14 protein-coding genes are annotated in these 17,499 nt (G+C 64.4%); 4 read left to right on the top strand and 10 right to left on the bottom strand.

Annotated features, from left to right (window positions below):
• Positions 1–28 precede the first annotated feature (28 nt).
• The 9 genes from EV665_RS22410 to EV665_RS22370 all read right to left on the bottom strand — a co-directional run bounded on the left by EV665_RS22410 (position 29) and on the right by EV665_RS22370 (position 11,842).
• The gene (locus EV665_RS22410; protein WP_064331017.1) at positions 29–754 is read right to left on the bottom strand and encodes an ABC transporter ATP-binding protein; all 726 of its coding nucleotides are present in this window, start codon (positions 752–754) and stop codon (positions 29–31) included.
• The gene (locus EV665_RS22405; protein WP_064331018.1) at positions 754–1,662 is read right to left on the bottom strand and encodes an ABC transporter ATP-binding protein; all 909 of its coding nucleotides are present in this window, start codon (positions 1,660–1,662) and stop codon (positions 754–756) included. Before EV665_RS22405 ends, EV665_RS22410 begins: the two co-directional genes overlap by 1 nt.
• Positions 1,662–3,050 (bottom strand): high-affinity branched-chain amino acid ABC transporter permease LivM, encoded by a 1,389-nt coding sequence (gene livM, locus EV665_RS22400; protein WP_064331019.1) that lies wholly within the window; start codon positions 3,048–3,050, stop codon positions 1,662–1,664. Before livM ends, EV665_RS22405 begins: the two co-directional genes overlap by 1 nt.
• 3 nt (positions 3,051–3,053) lie before the next feature.
• A complete protein-coding gene (locus EV665_RS22395) occupies positions 3,054–3,956 on the bottom strand; it encodes a branched-chain amino acid ABC transporter permease (RefSeq protein WP_064331020.1) in 903 nt (300 codons plus the stop codon).
• 284 nt (positions 3,957–4,240) lie between these two features.
• Positions 4,241–6,667, bottom strand: coding sequence for a GcvT family protein (locus tag EV665_RS22390; protein WP_133035762.1), 2,427 nt, complete (start codon positions 6,665–6,667; stop codon positions 4,241–4,243).
• A gap of 122 nt (positions 6,668–6,789) precedes the next feature.
• Positions 6,790–7,344: a sarcosine oxidase subunit gamma gene (locus EV665_RS22385; RefSeq protein ID WP_133035761.1), complete on the bottom strand. Its 555-nt coding sequence runs from the start codon at positions 7,342–7,344 to the stop codon at positions 6,790–6,792.
• A 10-nt stretch (positions 7,345–7,354) separates the two neighbouring features.
• Entirely contained in the window at positions 7,355–10,312 is a 2,958-nt protein-coding gene (locus tag EV665_RS22380) for a sarcosine oxidase subunit alpha family protein (RefSeq protein ID WP_133035760.1), read from the bottom strand.
• On the bottom strand, positions 10,309–10,584 hold the full coding sequence (locus EV665_RS22375; RefSeq protein WP_133035759.1) for a sarcosine oxidase subunit delta: 276 nt from the start codon (positions 10,582–10,584) through the stop codon (positions 10,309–10,311). The genes EV665_RS22380 and EV665_RS22375 overlap by 4 nt, the downstream gene beginning before the upstream one ends.
• 7 nt (positions 10,585–10,591) lie before the next feature.
• Positions 10,592–11,842, bottom strand: a complete 1,251-nt coding sequence (locus tag EV665_RS22370; RefSeq protein ID WP_133035758.1) for a sarcosine oxidase subunit beta family protein — start codon at positions 11,840–11,842, stop codon at positions 10,592–10,594.
• 203 nt (positions 11,843–12,045) lie between these two features.
• Here EV665_RS22370 and cysQ point away from each other — a divergent pair, with 203 nt between their 5' ends.
• From cysQ to EV665_RS22350, 4 genes are all read left to right on the top strand, one after another.
• Entirely contained in the window at positions 12,046–12,852 is an 807-nt protein-coding gene (gene cysQ, locus EV665_RS22365; RefSeq protein WP_162853137.1) for a 3'(2'),5'-bisphosphate nucleotidase CysQ, read from the top strand.
• 191 nt (positions 12,853–13,043) lie between these two features.
• Positions 13,044–14,456: a KpsE/RkpR family capsule polysaccharide export protein gene (locus EV665_RS22360; protein ID WP_133035756.1), complete on the top strand. Its 1,413-nt coding sequence runs from the start codon at positions 13,044–13,046 to the stop codon at positions 14,454–14,456.
• A 30-nt stretch (positions 14,457–14,486) separates the two neighbouring features.
• Positions 14,487–15,275, top strand: coding sequence for an ABC transporter permease (locus EV665_RS22355; RefSeq protein WP_162853134.1), 789 nt, complete (start codon positions 14,487–14,489; stop codon positions 15,273–15,275).
• Positions 15,272–15,955, top strand: a complete 684-nt coding sequence (locus EV665_RS22350) for an ABC transporter ATP-binding protein (protein WP_133035755.1) — start codon at positions 15,272–15,274, stop codon at positions 15,953–15,955. Before EV665_RS22355 ends, EV665_RS22350 begins: the two co-directional genes overlap by 4 nt.
• A gap of 83 nt (positions 15,956–16,038) precedes the next feature.
• Here the strand turns inward: EV665_RS22350 and EV665_RS22345 are convergent, their stop codons facing one another.
• On the bottom strand, positions 16,039–17,451 hold the full coding sequence (locus EV665_RS22345) for a capsule biosynthesis protein (RefSeq protein ID WP_133035754.1): 1,413 nt from the start codon (positions 17,449–17,451) through the stop codon (positions 16,039–16,041).
• Positions 17,452–17,499 lie beyond the last annotated feature (48 nt).

Raw genomic sequence — 17,499 nt, 5'->3', positions numbered from 1 at the left:
TCCTTGCGGGTCCTGCGCGGGACCGTCCTCAGTGCCGGCCGCCTTCGAGATAGGCGGCGCGCACTTCCGGATTGGCCAGAAGTTCCTTGCCCGAACCGCTCATCGTCACCTGACCGTTGACCATCACGTAGGCCCGGTCGGAGAGCTTGAGGGCGGCGAAGGCGTTCTGCTCGACGAGGAACACGGTAAGCCCCTCGTTCTGGTTGAGCTTCTTGATCGCGTCGAAGATGCCCTTGACGATCAGCGGCGCAAGGCCGAGCGAGGGCTCGTCGAGCAGCAGGAGCTTCGGACGCGCCATCAGCGCGCGGCCGATGGAGAGCATCTGCTGCTCGCCGCCCGAAAGCGTGCCGCCGCGCTGGCCCTGGCGTTCCTTGAGGCGCGGGAAGAGCGTGAAGATCTTTTCCACGTCCTCGTTGAAATACTTCAGATTGTCGAGGCTCGCGCCCATCTGGAGATTTTCATAGACCGTCATGCGCGGGAAGATGCGGCGCCCTTCCGGCGACTGCGCGATGCGGCGGCGGGCGATGAGATGCGTCGGCAGGCGGGTGATGTCCTCGCCGTCGAAGGTGACGGTGCCCGTACGGGCCTGCGGGCTGCCGCAGATCGTCATCATCAGGGTCGACTTGCCGGCGCCGTTCGCGCCGATCAGCGAGACGATCTCGCCCTTCTTCACCTCGACATCGACCCCGGCCAGCGCACGGATATTGCCGTAATAGGTCTGCACGCCCTGGACGCTGAGAAGTGTATCGCTCATCAGTGCGATCCTCCTTCAGTGCCTTCGCTCTCCGCGATCACCTCGATTTCCTCGATCACCTCTTCGACCTCATCATCTTCGACACCGAGATAGGCCGCGATAACCTTCGGATCGTTCTTCACATGGTCCGGCGTGCCGTCGGAGATCTTCTGCCCGTATTCGAGCACGACCACGTGGTCGGAGATTTCCATGACGACCGACATGTCGTGCTCGATGAGCAGGATCGACGTGCCGCTGTCCTTGCGGATGGAACGCAGGAGTTCGTTGAGCGCGAGCGACTCGCGCGGGTTGAGGCCGGCCGCCGGTTCGTCGAGGCACAGGAATTCCGGCCCCGTGCACATGGCGCGGGCGATTTCGAGGCGTCGCTGCGCGCCATAGGGCAGGTCGCCGGCCGGATCGTCCGCGCGCTCGATGAGATGCGCCTTCTCCAGCCAGTGCTTGGCGATCTCGATCGATTCGGCCGAGGCCTTCTTGTAGGTCGGGAAACCGAGCAGGCCGAGGATCGTGTAGCCGGAGGCCTTCATCAGCATGTTGTGCTGGGCGACGAGCAGGTTCTCCAGAACCGTCAGGCCCGAGAAGAGCCGGATGTTCTGGAAGGTGCGCGCCACCTTCGCATCGCGGGTGATCTCGAAGTCGGTCATGCGTTCCAGAAGGAACTCCTTGCCCGCCTTCTGGCGCATGGTGATCATGCCCATGGTCGGCTTGTAGAAGCCGGTGACGCAGTTGAAGACCGTGGTCTTGCCGGCGCCGTTCGGGCCGATGAGGGCCGTGATCTCGCCGCGCTGGGCCTCGAAGGACAGGTCGTTGATGGCCATGAGGCCGCCGAAGCGCATCGACAGATGCTCGACCGTGAGGATGGGATCGTTCGTCATCGTGTTCGTCGCTACCGTGTTCGCACCGAGGGCCATCAGCCGTGCCCTTCCTTGGTGAAGCTGCCGGAGACCGCCTTGCGCTCCCTGAGGAAGGCGGTCGGCTCACGGCTTCCGACGAAGCCGCGCGGCTTCCAGACCATAACGGTGACCATGGCGAGGCCGAAGATCAGCATGCGGTAGAGCTCCGGCGTGAAGTCGGGCCCGAAGATCTGCTTCAGGAAGGTCATCTCGCGCAGGAGCTCGGTGCCGCCGACCATCACGGCCGCCGCGACGGCGATGCCGACGAGCGAGCCCATGCCGCCGAGGACCACGATGGCGAGGATGATCGCCGATTCGAGGAAGACGAAGCTTTCCGGCGAGACGAAGCCCTGGCGCACAGCGAAGAAGGAGCCGGCAAAACCGCCGAACATCGCGCCGATGGAGAAGGCCGTCAGCTTGGTCGTCACCGTGTTGATGCCGAGCGAACGGCAGGCGATCTCGTCCTCGCGCAGCGCCTCCCAGGCGCGGCCGATCGGCATGCGGCGCAGGCGGATCGTCACATAGGCGGTGAGCAGCGCCAGCGCCAGGATGAGATAGAAGAGGAAGATCTTGTAGTAGGCCGAGGACATCGGCAGGTCGAAGGCCTTGGCGAAGTTGTTCGGCGCGCTGACGTCGAACGACCAGATGCCGAAGACCGAGGCCTTGGGAATGCCGGAGACGCCGAAGGTGCCGCGGGTCACTTCCGTCCAGTTGATCAGCACGAGACGGATGATCTCACCGAAGGCCAGCGTCACGATGGCGAGATAGTCGCCCTTCAAGCGCAGCACCGGGAAGCCGAGGATCATGCCCCAGAAGGCGGCGAGGATGCCGGCGAGCGGCAGCAGGATCCAGAAGGAGAAGCCGAACTGCTGCGAAAGCAGCGCATAGGAATAGGCGCCGACCGCATAGAAGGCGACGTAGCCGAGGTCGAGCAGGCCGGCAAGGCCGACGACGATGTTGAGCCCCCAGGCCAGCATCACGTAGATGAGGATCTGGATGCCGAAATTGTCGACCCATTTCAGCGAGCCCTGCACGCCGAAGAGCATGACCATGATCGGCGGATAGAAGATCAGCGCGACGATGGCGATCTTGCTGAAATTGCGCTTGAAGAAGCTTTCCTCGCCTTCCACCGGCTTGGCCGCGGCGGCCGCCTTGCGGGCAGCGGCCCAGGGGCGCAGGTAGGCGACGGAGAGGAAACGGCCGACGGCGGCGACGATCACGAAGATCGCGAGCAGCCCCCAGCGCTGGTTCAGCACAAGCTCGTTGCGGATGTTCTGCGTGGTCTCGAGACCGACGAAGAGGACGAAGAGGCCGAGCGCGACGAGGCCGGCAAAAAGGCCCTCGCGCAGAGCCTGCGCCGTCAGGTTACCGCCGGCGCGCTCATGAGTGTTCGAAATGTTGGACATGGATCAAACCTTCTCGACTTCCGGTCGTCCGAGAATGCCGGACGGCTTGAAGATCAGGACGATGGCGAGGATGGAGAACGTCGCGACGTCCTTGTAGTCGATGGTGAAGTAGGCGGACCAGAGGCTCTCGATGAGGCCGATGAGCAGGCCGCCGAGCACGGCGCCCGGAAGCGAGCCGATACCGCCGAGAACCGCAGCCGTGAAGGCCTTGACGCCCGGAATGAAGCCGTCGGTGAAGACGGTCACGCCGTAATACATCAGGTACATGGTGCCGGCGACGGCGGCGAGCGAGGCGCCCATGATGAAGGTCACCGAGATCGTCCGGTCGACGTCGATGCCGAGCAGCGCCGCCATCTTGCGATCCTGCTCCGTCGCGCGCTGGGCGCGGCCGAGCGAGGTCTTGTTGACGATGTACCAGAAGGTCGTGAGCAGGATGACCGTCAGGAGCATGATGATCAACTGCTTCAGCGAGATCGAGATGCCGAAGACGTTGTAGACCGACGACACCAGCGGCGGGATCGGCTTGTTGCGCGGACCCTGCGTGACCTGGATGAAGTTCGACAGCGCGATCGACATGCCGATTGCGGTGATCAGCGGCGCCAGGCGGAACGAGCCGCGCAGCGGCCGGTAGGCCATCTTTTCGATCGTCCAGTTCCACAAGGACGCCGTCAGCATGGCCGCGGCGATCATGACCAGCAGCAGGAGGACGACCGGAAGGCCGACGAACACGCTGGTAAGGACGAGGAAGACGATGAGAGCGGCAAATCCGCCCAGCATGAAGATATCGCCATGGGCGAAATTGATCATGCCGATGATGCCGTAAACCATGGTGTAGCCGATGGCTATCAAACCATAAATAGATCCAAGCGTCAGCCCATTGACGAGCTGCTGGACGAAATATTCCATTTGCTATCCCCCGGATGCGGTTCCTGAGGGCCGCATCTCTTGTTCTTGTCGCTCTTTTTTCGAGCTTGTTAGACAGTCCGGATTCCATACCGCTTTCGATACAAAAGGGAAGCCCAAAAAGCCTGGATCGACAATTTCTTTAGCAAGGACGGTTAAATGGCGCATTTGGCGCCGGGAAAACCAAAAAATCGGCACGAGAAGCGGCGCTTTTGCCCAAAAAGATGCACGAAAGTCGCAAGCGGCGATGTCCCGACATGGCACATCGCCGCACGGGCCGGAGCAAATCAGCCGCGCATGCGCGCACCGGAGGGATCGAACAGCGGCTCGGCCTGCAGGCGCGCCGGCAGCATCTCGCCGAGAAGCTCGATCGACCAGCCGGTTTCGACATCGGCGATCTCCTTCGGCACATAGCCGACCGCGACCGAAAGGCCGGCGGCATGGGCATAGCCGCCCGAGGTCACCCAGCCGCGCACCGCGCCGTCGAGATAGATCGGCTCGTCGCCGATGACATCGGCATCCTTCGCCGCGACGACGAAGGTGCGCAGGCGGAGCGCGCCGCCCGTTTCCCGCTCTGCCCTTGCCGCCTCCCTGCCGATGAAGTCGGCCGCCTTGCCGGTCGCCACGAATCGCTCCAGCCCCGCCTCGACAGGGCCGTAGAGCGGGCGATATTCGCGCGACCAGCTGCCGTAGGACTTTTCGAGGCGCAGGGCGTTGAGCGCCCTGAGGCCGAACAGGCGGATGCCGAATTCGGCCCCGGCTTCGAGGATCAGGTCGTAGAGATAGCGCTGGTATTGCGGCTTCATCCAGATCTCGTAGCCGAGATCGCCCGTATAGCTGACGCGCCCGACGATGGCCGGCGCCATGCCGAGATCCATCCGGCGCACCGCCATGAAGGGGAAGGCCTCGCTCGAAACATCCCGGTGCGTCAGCTTCGCCAGCACGTCGCGCGCCTTCGGTCCCGCGATGGCAAGGCCGACGAGCGAAAGGTTCAGCGCCTCCAGCGTCACGGAGCCGTCCCGCGGCAGGTGCGTCTCGAACCAGCGCATGTGGTAGTCCTCGGCAATGCCCGAGCCGATCAGCAGGAAGTCCCCCTCGCCGAGCTTGGCGAGCGTGAAATCGCCGATGAGCTTTCCGTCATCCTTCAGCATGGGCGCAAGCGTCATGCGCCCCGTTTCCGGCAGGCGGCAGGCGAGCAGCCGGTCGAGCCAGGCCGCCGCGCCCCTGCCCTTCACCGCATATTTCGCAAAGCCCGAGGTCTCCATCAGGCCGACGCCCTCGCGCACCGCGCGGGCTTCCGCGCCGACGGTCTCGAAATCCGTCGAGCGGCGCCAGGAGAACCGGTCCTCCACGCCTTCAGGCGCGAACCACAGCGGCTGCTCCAGGCCGTAGGACGCCCCGAAGACGGCACCGGCCGCCTTCAGCCTGTCGTAGATCGGCGTCGTCTGCAGCGGCCGGCCGGCCGGCAGCTCTTCGTTGGGATAGCGGATGGAGAAGCGGCGCGAGTAGTTCTCGCGTACCTTGGCATTGGTATAGGCGAGCGTCGCATAGTCGCCGTAGCGCGCGACATCCATGGCGAAGACGTCGAAGCCGGGATCGCCGTTGATCATCCAGTTGGCGAGCGCCAGGCCCACGCCGCCGCCCTGGCTGAAGCCGGCCATGACGGCGCAGGCGGACCAGAAGTTCGTCATGCCGCGCACGGGCCCGACGAGCGGGTTGCCGTCCGGCGAGAAGGTGAAGGGGCCGTTGATGATCTTCCTGATACCGGCCGTGTTGAAGGCGGGGAAGTGCCGGAAGCCGACCTCCAGCTCCGGGGTGATTCGCGCAATGTCCTCTTCCAGCAGTTCATGGCCGAAATCCCAGGGCGTGGTGAGCGGCGACCAGGGCCGGCAGGCCTTTTCATAGGTGCCCATCAGCATGCCGTTGCGCTCCTGGCGCAGATAGATCTCGCCGTCGAAGTCGACGCAGTGCATCAGCTCCTTGCCATGCGTCCGGTTGAACTCGATGACCTCGGGCATGTCCTCGGTGATGAGATACATATGCTCCATGGCAAGAACGGGCAGTTCGAGGCCGACCATGCGGCCGATCTCGCGCGCCCAGAGCCCGCCGCAATTGACGACATGCTCGGCGACGATCTCGCCCTTGTCGGTGATGACGCGCCAACTGCCGTCCTCGCGCTGCACGAGGTCTTCCACCTTGGTGTGGAGATAGATCTCCGCGCCGTTCTTCTTGGCCGACTTGGCATAGGCGTGCGTCGTGCCATAGGGGTCAAGATGGCCCTCGACAGGATCGAACACCGCGCCGACGAACTGGTCGGGGTCGAGCAGCGGCATCAGCTCATGCGCCTCCTTCGGCGTGAGGAGATGCGCATCGAGGCCCATATAGCGCCCCTTGGCGAGGATCGACTTCATCCAGTCGAAGCGATCCCTGGTCGATGCCAGCATCATGCCGGAGGTCATGTGCAGGCCGATGTCCTGGCCGGAATAGTCCTGAATCTCTTTATAGAGCTCGACCGTGTATTTCTGCAGCTTGGCGACGTTCGGATCGCCGTTGATCGTGTGCATGCCGCCGGCCGCATGCCAGGTCGAGCCGGAGGTGAGCTCCGAGCGCTCGACGAGCACGACATCGGTCCAGCCGAATTTCGTGAGGTGATAGAGGACGGAGCAGCCGACGACGCCGCCCCCGATAACGACGACCCTTGCATGGCTCTTCATGGAAACTCCGGCTTTCGACGGGTTGAAGGGAATTCGATGCGGCGCAGAATGCAGCCTATTGGGTTCCCCGGATGCCCGGCAAGCCCGAGGTGCGAAGCGCCATGTCGCTCCGGAGGTTTTTGTCAGCGGGTGGCGAAATCGACGGAGAGATCATGGCTGCGCGCCATGACCTTGAGATCGGCGACAAACGCCTCGGCAAAGCTGCGCATCACCACGAGATCGAAACGATCGACGCCGGTGCGGGCGAGATTGACCGAAAGATGATTGCACAGCATGGTTGCCGCACGCCCGACGGCAAAGGCCCCGGGATGCAGATCGACGGCGATGCCGTTCGCCAGGATGCGCGCGGCATCGGGACCGGACAGCGTCAGCGCGACGCGGCCGTGGCTCTGGTCGACCACGAAGGCGAAGGCGCCGAGCCGGACGGAAAGCTCGGCGACGAGCGTTTCGGGCGCATGCACCTCCGACAGCACCAGCCATTCGCCCGGGCCGCAGAAGCGGGCCTCGAACGCGCCGTCCGCGACGAGAATGCCGGCTGCTTCGGCGCCATGGCCGGGTGCCGCCAGCACGACGGCGATGGCCGTGGCGCGGTGGACGGCGAGGTGGTTGGCCCGCTGGCCGGGGACCGCCCCGATCGTGCCGTCCAGCGCGTGTACTGCCTGGTAGTCGTAAGCCATAGCCTTCCCCTCACGCCATCAGCTTGCGGTTTTCCGGATCGACGAAGACCGGATCGCAGACTTCGGCGAACGTCTCCACGCCCCGCAGCTTGTCCCAGACGACGATCTTCTCGCCATAGCGCTCCCGGCCCGATTTCAGGAAGGCAAGAGCGATATGGGTCCCGAGCGTCGGCGAGAAGCAGACGGAGCTGACCCAGCCCTGGTCGTTGATCGTCGAGGGCTTGGCACCGTCCTTGAGAAGATGCGCGCCGGCGCGCATGTCCTTGTCCGCCTCCAGTGCCTTCAGGCCGACGAGCTGGGCGCGGTCGGCGGCCGTCAGGCCGAAGCGGGTGGAGAGCCGCTTGCCGATGAAATCCGGCTTGCCGGTGCCCATCATGCGGCCGAGGCCGGCATCGTCGGGCGTCACGCGGCCATCGAGCTCGGCATGGGTGACATGGCCCTTCTCGATGCGCAGCACGTTGAGCGCCTCGACGCCATAGGCGCAGAGGCCCTGCGGTTCGCCCGCCCGCATCAGCGCGTCGGCCACCGCCTCGCCATAACCCGCCGGCACCGCCAGCTCATAGGCGAGCTCGCCGGAGAAGGAGATGCGGAAGAGCCGCGCCTTGAGGTTGCCCTTCAGCCGCACCTCGCGGGCGGCAAGGAACGGGAAGGCCGCATTCGAGAGATCGTCCTCGACGACGGCCTGCAGGATCGTGCGCGCCTTCGGCCCGGCGATCGACATCTGCGCCCATTGATCGGAGACCGACAGGAAGCGCACGCGAAGCTCCGGCCAGAGCACTTGCGCGGCAAACTCCATATGGGAGAGCACGCCGGCGGCCATGGCCGTGGTGGTCGTGACGAGGAAATGCTCCTCGGCCAACCGGCTCACCGTGCCGTCGTCATAGACCATGCCGTCCTCGCGCAGCATCAGCCCGTAGCGGGCCTTGCCGACGGGAAGCTTCAGCACGGGATTGCAATAGAGCCGGTTCAGGAACTCGGCGGCATCCGGCCCGAAGACCTCAATCTTGCCGAGGGTCGAGACATCGCAGAGGCCGGCATGTTCGCGCACGGTCCGGACCTCGCGGTCGACGCTTTCCCGCCAGGTCTTCTCGCCCGCCTTCGGGAACCAGGAGGAGCGATACCAGAGCCCGGCGTCGATGAAGACCGCGCCGTGCCGCGCCGCCCAGCCATGCAGCGGCGAGCGGCGGACGGGCATGGCGTGTTCGTCGCGCGAGGAGCCGGCGAGCGCGCCGAAGGAGACGGGCGTGTAGAACGGCCGGAAGGTGGTGGTGCCGACCTCGGCGGGGCTGACGCCGCGCATCGTGGCGAGGATGCCGATGGCATTGATGTTGCCGAGCTTGCCCTGGTCCGTCGCCATGCCGCTCGTCGTGTAGCGCTTGGCATGCTCGACATGGCCGAAGCCCTCGCGAAGGGCAAGGCCGAGATCCTTGCCGTGCACGTCGTTCTGGAAGTCGACGAAGGCCTTGGACCTGGCGCCCGGCACATGCCAGAGCGCCGTGAAGGACGGATCGACCTCCTCGCCGACGACGGGACGCTCGAAACCGGCGACGGGCCGGCCGAGCGCTTCCACGATGGCCGACGCCTTGCGTGCGCCATCGTCGAGACATTCGGAAAGCCGGTAGTGCCCCGCCGCGGCACCGGCCATGACGAGGCCGTCGCCCGCCTCCGGCGCCAGGAACGCCTGCAGCGCCTGCGACCAGACCGGTTTGCCGCCGCGCTGGCAGGCAAGGTGGATGACCGGGCTCCAGCCGCCGGACATGGCCACGGCATCGCAGGCGATCAGCTCCTCGAAGCCGCCGCGATCGGCAATGACGGCGCGCACGCGCCGGCGCCCCTTCGTGTCGATGATGCCGCCGCCACGCACCACCCGCACGCCATCGGGCGCGCGGTCCGACGCATCCGTGCGGCTGTCGATCAGCGCGGCGATCTCCACGCCCTGCGCGGAAAGGTCCTCAGCCGTGCGATAGCCGGACGAGCCGTTGGTGAAGATCGCCACCGACCGGCCGGCGGCGATGCCGAAGCGGTTGGCATAGGTGCTGGCGGCGCTCGCCATCATTATGCCGGGCCGATCATTGCCGCCGAAGACCAGCGGCCGCTCTTCCGCGCCGGTGGCAAGGATCGCGTGCTTCGCCACGATGCGCCACAGGCGCTCGACCGGCCGTGCCGCGTCGATCGTGGCGCTGTGCTTCTGCACCCGCTCCACGGCACCGAAGACATTGTCGTCGTACCAGCCGAAGACCGTGGTGCGCGGCAGTAGCGTCACGCCGGGATGGCCGTGCAGTTCGTCAAGCGCGTGCCGAGCAAAGACGAACGGCGCCTCGCCGTCGAGCCTGGTTGTCTCCGACAGGAGCGCACCGCCGAGGACGAAATCCTGCTCGGCGAGGATGACGCGCAGGCCCGAGCGGGCGGCGACCAGCGCCGCGGCGAGGCCCGCCGGGCCGGAGCCGACGACGAGAAGGTCGCAATGCGCCCAGCTCTTCTCGTAGCCGTCGGGATCGCGCGGAAGGTCCGTGCGGCCGAGGCCGGCAGCGCGGCGGATCAGCGGCTCATAGACCTTTTCCCAGAAGGCGGCGGGCCACATGAAGGTCTTGTAGTAGAAGCCGGCGGACAGGAAGCGCGACAGGCGGTCGTTCACCGCGCCGATATCGAAGGCAAGGCTCGGCCAGCGGTTCTGGCTGGTGGCGGCAAGCCCGTCGTAGAGCTCGGCGACGGTCGCCTTCGTGTTTGGATCGCGCCGCGCGCCCGTGCCGATGGTGACCAGCGCGTTGGGCTCCGCCGGCCCGGCCGTCACGATGCCGCGCGGGCGATGGTACTTGAAGCTGCGTCCGACGAGCAGCCGGTCGTTGGCAAGCAAGGCCGAGGCAAGCGTATCGCCGGCATGGCCGGAAAGGCTCGCCCCGTCGAAGGTGAAGCCGATGGTGTTGCTGCGATCGATGAGGCCGCCGGAGGCGAGGCGATAGGCGGTCATTGCGCGCCTCCCCGCCCCGCGGCGGCATCCGTCACGGAAAACACGTCATGGGTAAAGTTGTCCCGCTCGACCACCAGCCAGCGCCGGCAGCCGGCGACATGCTGCCAGTGCTCGCGGATGCGCCCGCGCGGATTGGCACGGACATGGACATAATCATTCCAAGCCTCATCCGAGGCCATGGGCGCCGGGCGGACCGGCGTCGCATCGCCGCGGATCGAAAACTCTTCCTTGGGCCGCACCCCGCAATGGGGACAGGAAATCAGGCTCGCCATGGCATCCTCAATGCAGGTTCGGCTGGGTGCCGGCACCCGCCTCGTCGATGGGGAAACCGCGCTCGAAACGATCGAGCCTGAGCGCGCGCGCCACATGGTGGCTCTCCCCCTTGGCGATGAGATGCGCGAAACAGAAGCCGGAGGCGGGCGTCGCCTTGAAGCCGCCGTAGCACCAGCCGCAGTTGAGATAGAGGTTGTCGATCGGCGTGCGGTCGATGATCGGCGAGCCGTCCATCGACATGTCCATGACGCCGCCCCAGGCGCGCAGCACCCTGACGCGGGAAAGGCCGGGGATCATCGTCACCCCCTCCTCCATGACATGTTCGGCAGTCGCAAGGTTGCCGCGCTGGGCATAGGAGGAATAGCCGTCGATCTCCGCGCCGAAGACGAGGCCGCCCTTGTCGGACTGCGAGATGTAGAAGTGCCCCGCACCATAGGTGATGACGTGGTCGATGCAGGGCTTCAGCCCTTCGGTGACGAAGGCCTGCAGCACATGGCTCTCGATCGGCAGCTTCAGCCCCGCCATTTCGCCGACGCGGGAAGTGTTGCCGGCCGCCGCGAGCGCCAGCCTGTTGCAGCCGATGAAACCCTTCGTCGTCTCGACACCGGTGACGATGCCGTCTTCCCGGCGGATGCCGGTGACCTCGCAGTTCTGGATGAGATCGACGCCGAGCCGGTCCGCGCCGCGCGCAAAACCCCAGGCCACGGCATCGTGCCGCGCCGTGCCGGCGCGCCGCTGCAGGAGGCCGCCGATGATCGGGAAGCGCGCATGGTCGAAATTGAGGAAGGGCAGCATCTTCTTCAGCGTCTCGCGGTCGAGCTGCTCGGCCGCCACGCCCTCCATCATCATGGCATTGCCGCGCCGGACATAGTGATCGCGCTGGCCGTCATTGTGATAGAGGCTGATGATGCCGCGCTGCGACAGCATGACATTGTAGTTCAGCTCCCGCTCCAACCCTTCCCACAGCTTCAGCGAGAACTCGTAGAACGGCTCGTTGCCGGGCAGCATGTAATTGGAGCGCACGATGGTCGTGTTGCGCCCGACATTGCCGGAGCCGAGATAGCCCTTCTCCACCACGGCGACGTTGCGGATGCCGAATTCCCGGGCGAGATAATAGGCCGTCGCAAGGCCATGCCCGCCGCCGCCGACGATGATCACGTCATAATGCGGTTTCGGTTGCGGTTCCCGCCAGGCGGGCGTCCAGCCGAGGTTGCCGGCAAGGGCTTGCTTGAAGATCGAAAGGGCGGAGTAGCGCATGCGAAATCCCGGATCAGTCGCCCCACATTCGCATATGCAGCACAAACGGCAAGTCCGGCGTCATCTTGTCGCATCCCAGGTCCGGGTCTTTCCACATGCTGCTATCAGGGCCGGAAAGACGGGGCATTTGCTTTCAGGCCGTCCCGCCGTTATGGCAACAGCAGGAAAGCCGGACCGGAAACATGCAGGCAGACAGGATGGAACTGAGGCAAGTCTTGGAGAGCGCGGCGCTGGCCGCGGGCAGCGCCATCATGGCCATCCACAAGGCCGGGGCCGATGTCCTTTACAAGGCGGACCAATCGCCGGTCACCGCCGCGGACGAAGAAGCCGAGCGGCTGATTCTTGCCGCGCTTGCGCAGCATTTCCCAGACATTCCCGTCATCGCCGAGGAGGCCGTCGCCGCTGGCCGCGTGCCGGATATTTCCGGCGGCACCTTCTTCCTGGTCGATCCGCTGGACGGCACGAAGGAATTCATCGCCGGGCGCAGCGAATTCACCGTCAACATCGCCCTGATCCGGGACCGGGCACCGGTCGCGGGCATCGTCTATGCCCCCGCGCTCTCGACGGGCTTCATCGCCGACGACGCGCGGGCGGAACGCTTCGAGGTGACCGGTAAGGCCACCATCGCCAGACGCCAGACAATCGGCTGCCGCCGACGTGGCAATGCCCTGACGGCCGTCGCCAGCCGCTCGCATGCCACGCCCGAAACGGCCCGCTTCCTCGACGACCACGGCATCGACGCCTGCACGGCGATCGGCTCCTCGCTGAAATTCTGCCTCGTCGCCGAGGGGCTTGCCGACGTCTATCCCCGCTTCGGCCGCACCATGGAATGGGACACGGCCGCGGGCGACGCGGTGCTGCGCGCAGCCGGCGGAGACACCCGCACGCTCGACGGCGCCCCCCTCCTCTACGGCAAGACCCGCCAGGCGGACGACGCGGATTTCGCCAATCCGAACTTCATCGCCGCGAGCGCCGACTGGAGCACCGCTTCGGCGGCGACCACAAAATAACCAGATTGCTCGACGAGGAATGCGCGCCGGCCGGAAGGGGCGGATTTTCCCTACCTGTCCGCCCTGCGGGCGGGCCTTGCGGGCACCGGGCCACCGCGGCATTTTTATTGTCTGTAAAGGCAATTTCGAATAAGTTGCGGCGACAAGCATATAGGCAACGCCCCGTTTGTTGTTGGAAAGAGTGAGCCGACGTGAAAGATGAGAAAGCGCCCCTCGTGGCGGAAACCCCGACCCACGTCGCCGACAACACGAGCAGCCTGCTCGAAATCGCCAAACGCCGCGCCCGCCAGCGCGCAGCAGAGCAGAAGGTCGTGAAGATCAAGCAGAACGCAGGAACGGTTCGGCGCCGAATCGATCCGAACGTTCAGGACGAGGACAATCTCGGCTCACGGGCGGAAACACGGGCGCGGGCGCCCGTCGATATCGTCAGCACCGTCCTTACGTTACCCAACATTCCCAAGCAGACGAAGGAACGACCCTGGGGCCTGATCTCCTTTGCCCTGGCGGCCATCCTTCCGACGATTTTCGCCAGCCTCTACTATCTGTTCGTGGCGACGCCGCAATATGTGGTCGAAACCCAGTTTTCCGTCCGGGGAGCCAATCAGGCGTCTCTCAACGCGCTCGGCCTGACCGGGCTTGTCGGCTCGTCCGTCCAGGCGGGTGACTCCTACATCGTCGCGGACTATATCCATTCCGCGCAGATCCTGCCCGACATCAAGGATCAGACAGGTCTCGACATCCGGACCGTCTACTCCCGTCCGTCGATCGACTTCCTCTATCGCGAGAATGAGAGCCGGCCTCTGGACGAGTTCCGCGACTATTGGCGGGACATGGTGGAGATCAGCTACAATTCGACGACCGGCAACGTGACCATGCGCGTCTTTGCCTTCTCGCCGTCGGACGCCAAGCAGATCGCCGATGCGGTCCTCACCGTCTCGGAAAACCTGGTCAACACGCTCTCCGACAAGTCGCGCAGGCAATTCATCGAGGTCGCCAACCAGCAGGTCGCGCGTTCGGAGGAGCGTCTGCGCAACATCCGCAGCCAGATCACGGATCTTCGCATCACCGAACAAGCGGTCGATCCGACGGCTGTCGCGACCATGGAAGCAGCGATCATCAGTTCGCTCGAGCAGGAACTGGCGACACTGCGCACCCGTTACAAGGCGCTGGTTGATTCCGTCAGCAGAGACGCCCCCTCCGCGCGCGTCATCGAGCGGCAGATCCTTGCGCTCGAAGAGCAGCTTGTCGAACAGAAGAATCGCATCAGCGGCGACAAGACGGGAGACACGGGCGGCAAGACAACGCGCAGCGGCCTGGAAGCCGGCCGTGCACTGCCCGAGATGATCGACCGCTTCACCGAACTCACCGTCGAACAGGAATTTGCCGTCAAGGCCTACACGACGTCGCTTGCCGCGCTGGAAACGGCCATGCAGGAAGCGCAGAAGCAGGAGCGCTATTTCGCCGTCTACGTTCCCCCGCGGGAGCCGGAAATCGCCCTCTACCCGCTTGGCATGGTCAACACGCTCATTGTGCTTGCGGCCGCAAGCTGCCTTTGGCTCATTGGTTATTTCGCAGTCCGGTCCGTGAAGGATCACGCGATCTGATCGCGTTGAAGAAAGGGTAGCGGAATGGCTTTGCTCGCCGACAGGCCTCTCAGTTATGCCCTTGGGGAAAACGCCCGCGTGATCTCGGCGCTCGTCGTTCGCAGCGCGGTGACGCGTTTCGGGGAAAGCCGGCTGGGCTTCGTCTGGATCCTGATCGAGCCTGCCGCCTATATCGGCATCTTCCTCCTTATCCATACCGCGGCAAAGGCCCAGATTCCCTTTGGCGACAATGCCCTCCTGTTCATGCTGGCCGGGGTCTTCGGTTTCCGCATGACCCGCGGCATCGCGCGCAAGACCGAGAAGGCGATCGCCACCAATCAACCGATGTTGACCTATCCGCTGGTCCGTCCGCTGGATACGCTCATCGCGACCTTCCTGCTCGAAGCAACCATCTGGCTGATCATCTGCGCCTTGTTCATGACGGGTCTGGCGTTCACGCTGGATCGCGACATCATCGTCTATCCCGCGGAATTCGCGGAAGCCATATTCGCCATCCTCTATTTCGCGTTTTCCTTTGCGGCCTTCAACGCCACTGTCGGCTCGCTCGTGCCGCGCTATGATACCTTCTTGAGCATGATGAGCATGCCGCTCATGTTGTTGTCCGGCATCTTCTTCATGCCTGCGCAGATGCCACCGAGCTTCCAGGCTGTTTTGTGGTGGAACCCGTTCATGCATTGCGTCGAATGGTTCCGCACCTCGACCTATCTCGACTACAATGCCTTGCTCAGCAAGCCATACGTTCTCGGGATCGCCACCGCGCTGCTGACATCGGCACTTGTCCTTGAACGCACGTTCCGCCGAAAGATCATTGGCTCATGATCATCTTCGACAATGTCAGCAAGGCGTTCCCGCGCCCCGGCGGCGGCAAGAAGGTGATCCTCGACCGGTTCACGGCCGCTTTTCGTCCGGGCACCAATATCGGCATTCTCGGCCGCAACGGCGCCGGCAAGTCCACCCTGATGAACCTCATCTCCGGCGGCGACATGCCCGATTCGGGGCGCATCCTGCGCGAAGGCAAGATCTCCTGGCCGCTCGGCTTCAACGGCGGCGTGCACAGTAAGCTGACGGGCGCGCAGAACACCCGCTTCATCGCCGACATCTACGGCAAGAACCGCAACAAGGTCCTGGATTTCGTCGCCGATTTTTCCGAGCTCGGCCCCTATCTCGACATGCCGGTGAAGACCTATTCGGCGGGCATGAAGGCACGCCTTTCCTTCGGCATCTGCATGGCGATCGGCTTCGAATATTACCTGATCGACGAGGTGATCGCCGTCGGGGACTCCACCTTCAAGCAGAAGTGCAAGGACGTCTTCGACGAGCGGCGCGAGAACGCCACCCTGCTGCTCGTCTCGCACTCCTCTGGCCTGTTGCGCTCGTTCTGCGACATCGGCGGCGTCATGAACAACGGCCAGCTCACCTTCTACAACGACATCGAGGAAGCGATCGAGGTGCATGAAGAGATCCTTCGCACCTCCGCCAGCCAGCGCCGCTCCGCCTGAATCCCGAAACATGCAAAAAGCGCCCCGCAACCGTGTCGGGGACGCTCGGCCGTGCTGATAGCCGAAAAAGGGGCTTGCCGCCCTTACTGCGATTGCGCCAGCAGGGGCATGACGTTGGACGCCTCGGGCAACGCCATCACCCGGCCTGCCGCATCCATGGCCCGCAGCTTTGCAAGCAGCGAATTCGCCGCGACCTCGATGCCCTCATAGGCATAGTAGTCGCCGGGATGCAGGCATTCCTGGGCGATCCAGTTCAGGTAGTCGCGCCGCTGCGCCAGCGGCGCCACATGGCCGGACGACCAGAAACTGTCGAGCTCGATGCCCTTGTTGACGCAGAAGGCGAGCGAAGGATGCCGGTAGAAGGCCTGGCCGAGCACGGCAAGCGGAATGCCGTGCTGGAGCGCCGAGAGGCCGGACGTGCTGTTGATCGTCACCATGCCGGCCGCATGCCGCGTCATCAGACCCAGCGAACCGCTGTCGAGGATGTGGATGCGCTCGGAGACATTGTTGAGCACGCCAACCTGGCGGATGAACTGCTTGTCCTGGCTGTGCCCGCGCTCCATCGGATGGATCTTGAACACCAGCTGGTGTGTCGGCGGCGCGTTTCGCGCAAAGGAGACGATGGACTTCAGAATGAGCTTCTGGTTGTTCCAGCCGCTTGCCGCCGCGCCGAGCTGGCTGTCATCGTGCACCTGCAGCGGCACGATGTAATATTTCTTATCATGGTGCTCGAGCAGCCGCTCCATGGTGCGGTAGTTGCTGCCGAGATTGCGGAACTTCCGATAATAGTTCTTGATCCAGTAGAAGGCTTCGGGAGCCAGAGACCGCTTGTGCTTGTGGAAAAGCTTGCGTTCGCTCAGCGTCGAGAAGATGCCGCGCACCGAAAAATAGGTGAAGGCATAGGTCGCCATGGCGCCGAAGGAAGACGGGAAATTCGTCCCGCGCATGCGCTCGCGCGGCTTTTCGTCATCCTTGTCGGACGGCAGGAGGCCCGCAATCGGCGAACGCCAGTTGTTGCCGCCGGTCTCCATCGTGACGAAGCCGGGGCGGATATACCCTTCCTCAAGGCTGAGAACGGGAATGTTGAGCGTGGCACATTGCTCGATCGCGATCTTGTGGATCTCGCGTTCGCAACCGAAGAGCACGACATGGTCGAAGCCATGCTCGCCGACGATCTCGGTGAACCAGTCCCGCCAGACATCGACCGTGCCGGAAAAATGCAGGATTTTGCCGCCGCGGGCAAACAGCCGGTCGCCGGCGTTGAAACAGATACGCCAGGCATCGAAACCGCTGTCGTTGAGCAGCGCCTGGGCCTTGCGGAAGAAGGGACCGACCGGCCCCTGCAGGAAAAGCACGCGCGGCGCGCTCTTCGAGGGGAAGCGCTTGGAAAGCTTGCGGCGCAACGCCAGATTGATCAGCCGCGATCCACGCGCGCCAATGACGCTTTCGGCGTCGGAGCGACCCGCCTTCAATTCGGTATCATGCTGTACGCTCATGACAGGTCGGCTCAACTCAGATTATGCTGCTGGGTGGAATGGTATTCG

This window comes from Shinella granuli, assembly GCF_004341885.1.
GTDB lineage: Bacteria > Pseudomonadota > Alphaproteobacteria > Rhizobiales > Rhizobiaceae > Shinella > Shinella granuli.
Note: the sequence above shows the minus strand (reverse complement) of the source record. Positions and strands in the feature narration are given on the sequence as shown.

Bases quoted from the DNA above. Each gene is read 5' to 3' on its own strand.
- EV665_RS22410 (WP_064331017.1), bottom strand. From the start codon at position 754: ATGAGCGATACACTTCTCAGCGTCCAGGGCGTGCAGACCTATTACGGC.
- EV665_RS22350 (WP_133035755.1), top strand. From the start codon at position 15,272: ATGATCATCTTCGACAATGTCAGCAAGGCGTTCCCGCGCCCCGGCGGC.
- EV665_RS22345 (WP_133035754.1), bottom strand. From the start codon at position 17,451: ATGAGCGTACAGCATGATACCGAATTGAAGGCGGGTCGCTCCGACGCC.
- EV665_RS22370 (WP_133035758.1), bottom strand. From the start codon at position 11,842: ATGCGCTACTCCGCCCTTTCGATCTTCAAGCAAGCCCTTGCCGGCAAC.
- livM (WP_064331019.1), bottom strand. From the start codon at position 3,050: ATGTCCAACATTTCGAACACTCATGAGCGCGCCGGCGGTAACCTGACG.
- EV665_RS22380 (WP_133035760.1), bottom strand. From the start codon at position 10,312: ATGACCGCCTATCGCCTCGCCTCCGGCGGCCTCATCGATCGCAGCAAC.
- EV665_RS22405 (WP_064331018.1), bottom strand. From the start codon at position 1,662: ATGGCCCTCGGTGCGAACACGGTAGCGACGAACACGATGACGAACGAT.
- EV665_RS22385 (WP_133035761.1), bottom strand. From the start codon at position 7,344: ATGGCTTACGACTACCAGGCAGTACACGCGCTGGACGGCACGATCGGG.
- EV665_RS22390 (WP_133035762.1), bottom strand. From the start codon at position 6,667: ATGAAGAGCCATGCAAGGGTCGTCGTTATCGGGGGCGGCGTCGTCGGC.
- EV665_RS22375 (WP_133035759.1), bottom strand. From the start codon at position 10,584: ATGGCGAGCCTGATTTCCTGTCCCCATTGCGGGGTGCGGCCCAAGGAA.
- EV665_RS22395 (WP_064331020.1), bottom strand. From the start codon at position 3,956: ATGGAATATTTCGTCCAGCAGCTCGTCAATGGGCTGACGCTTGGATCT.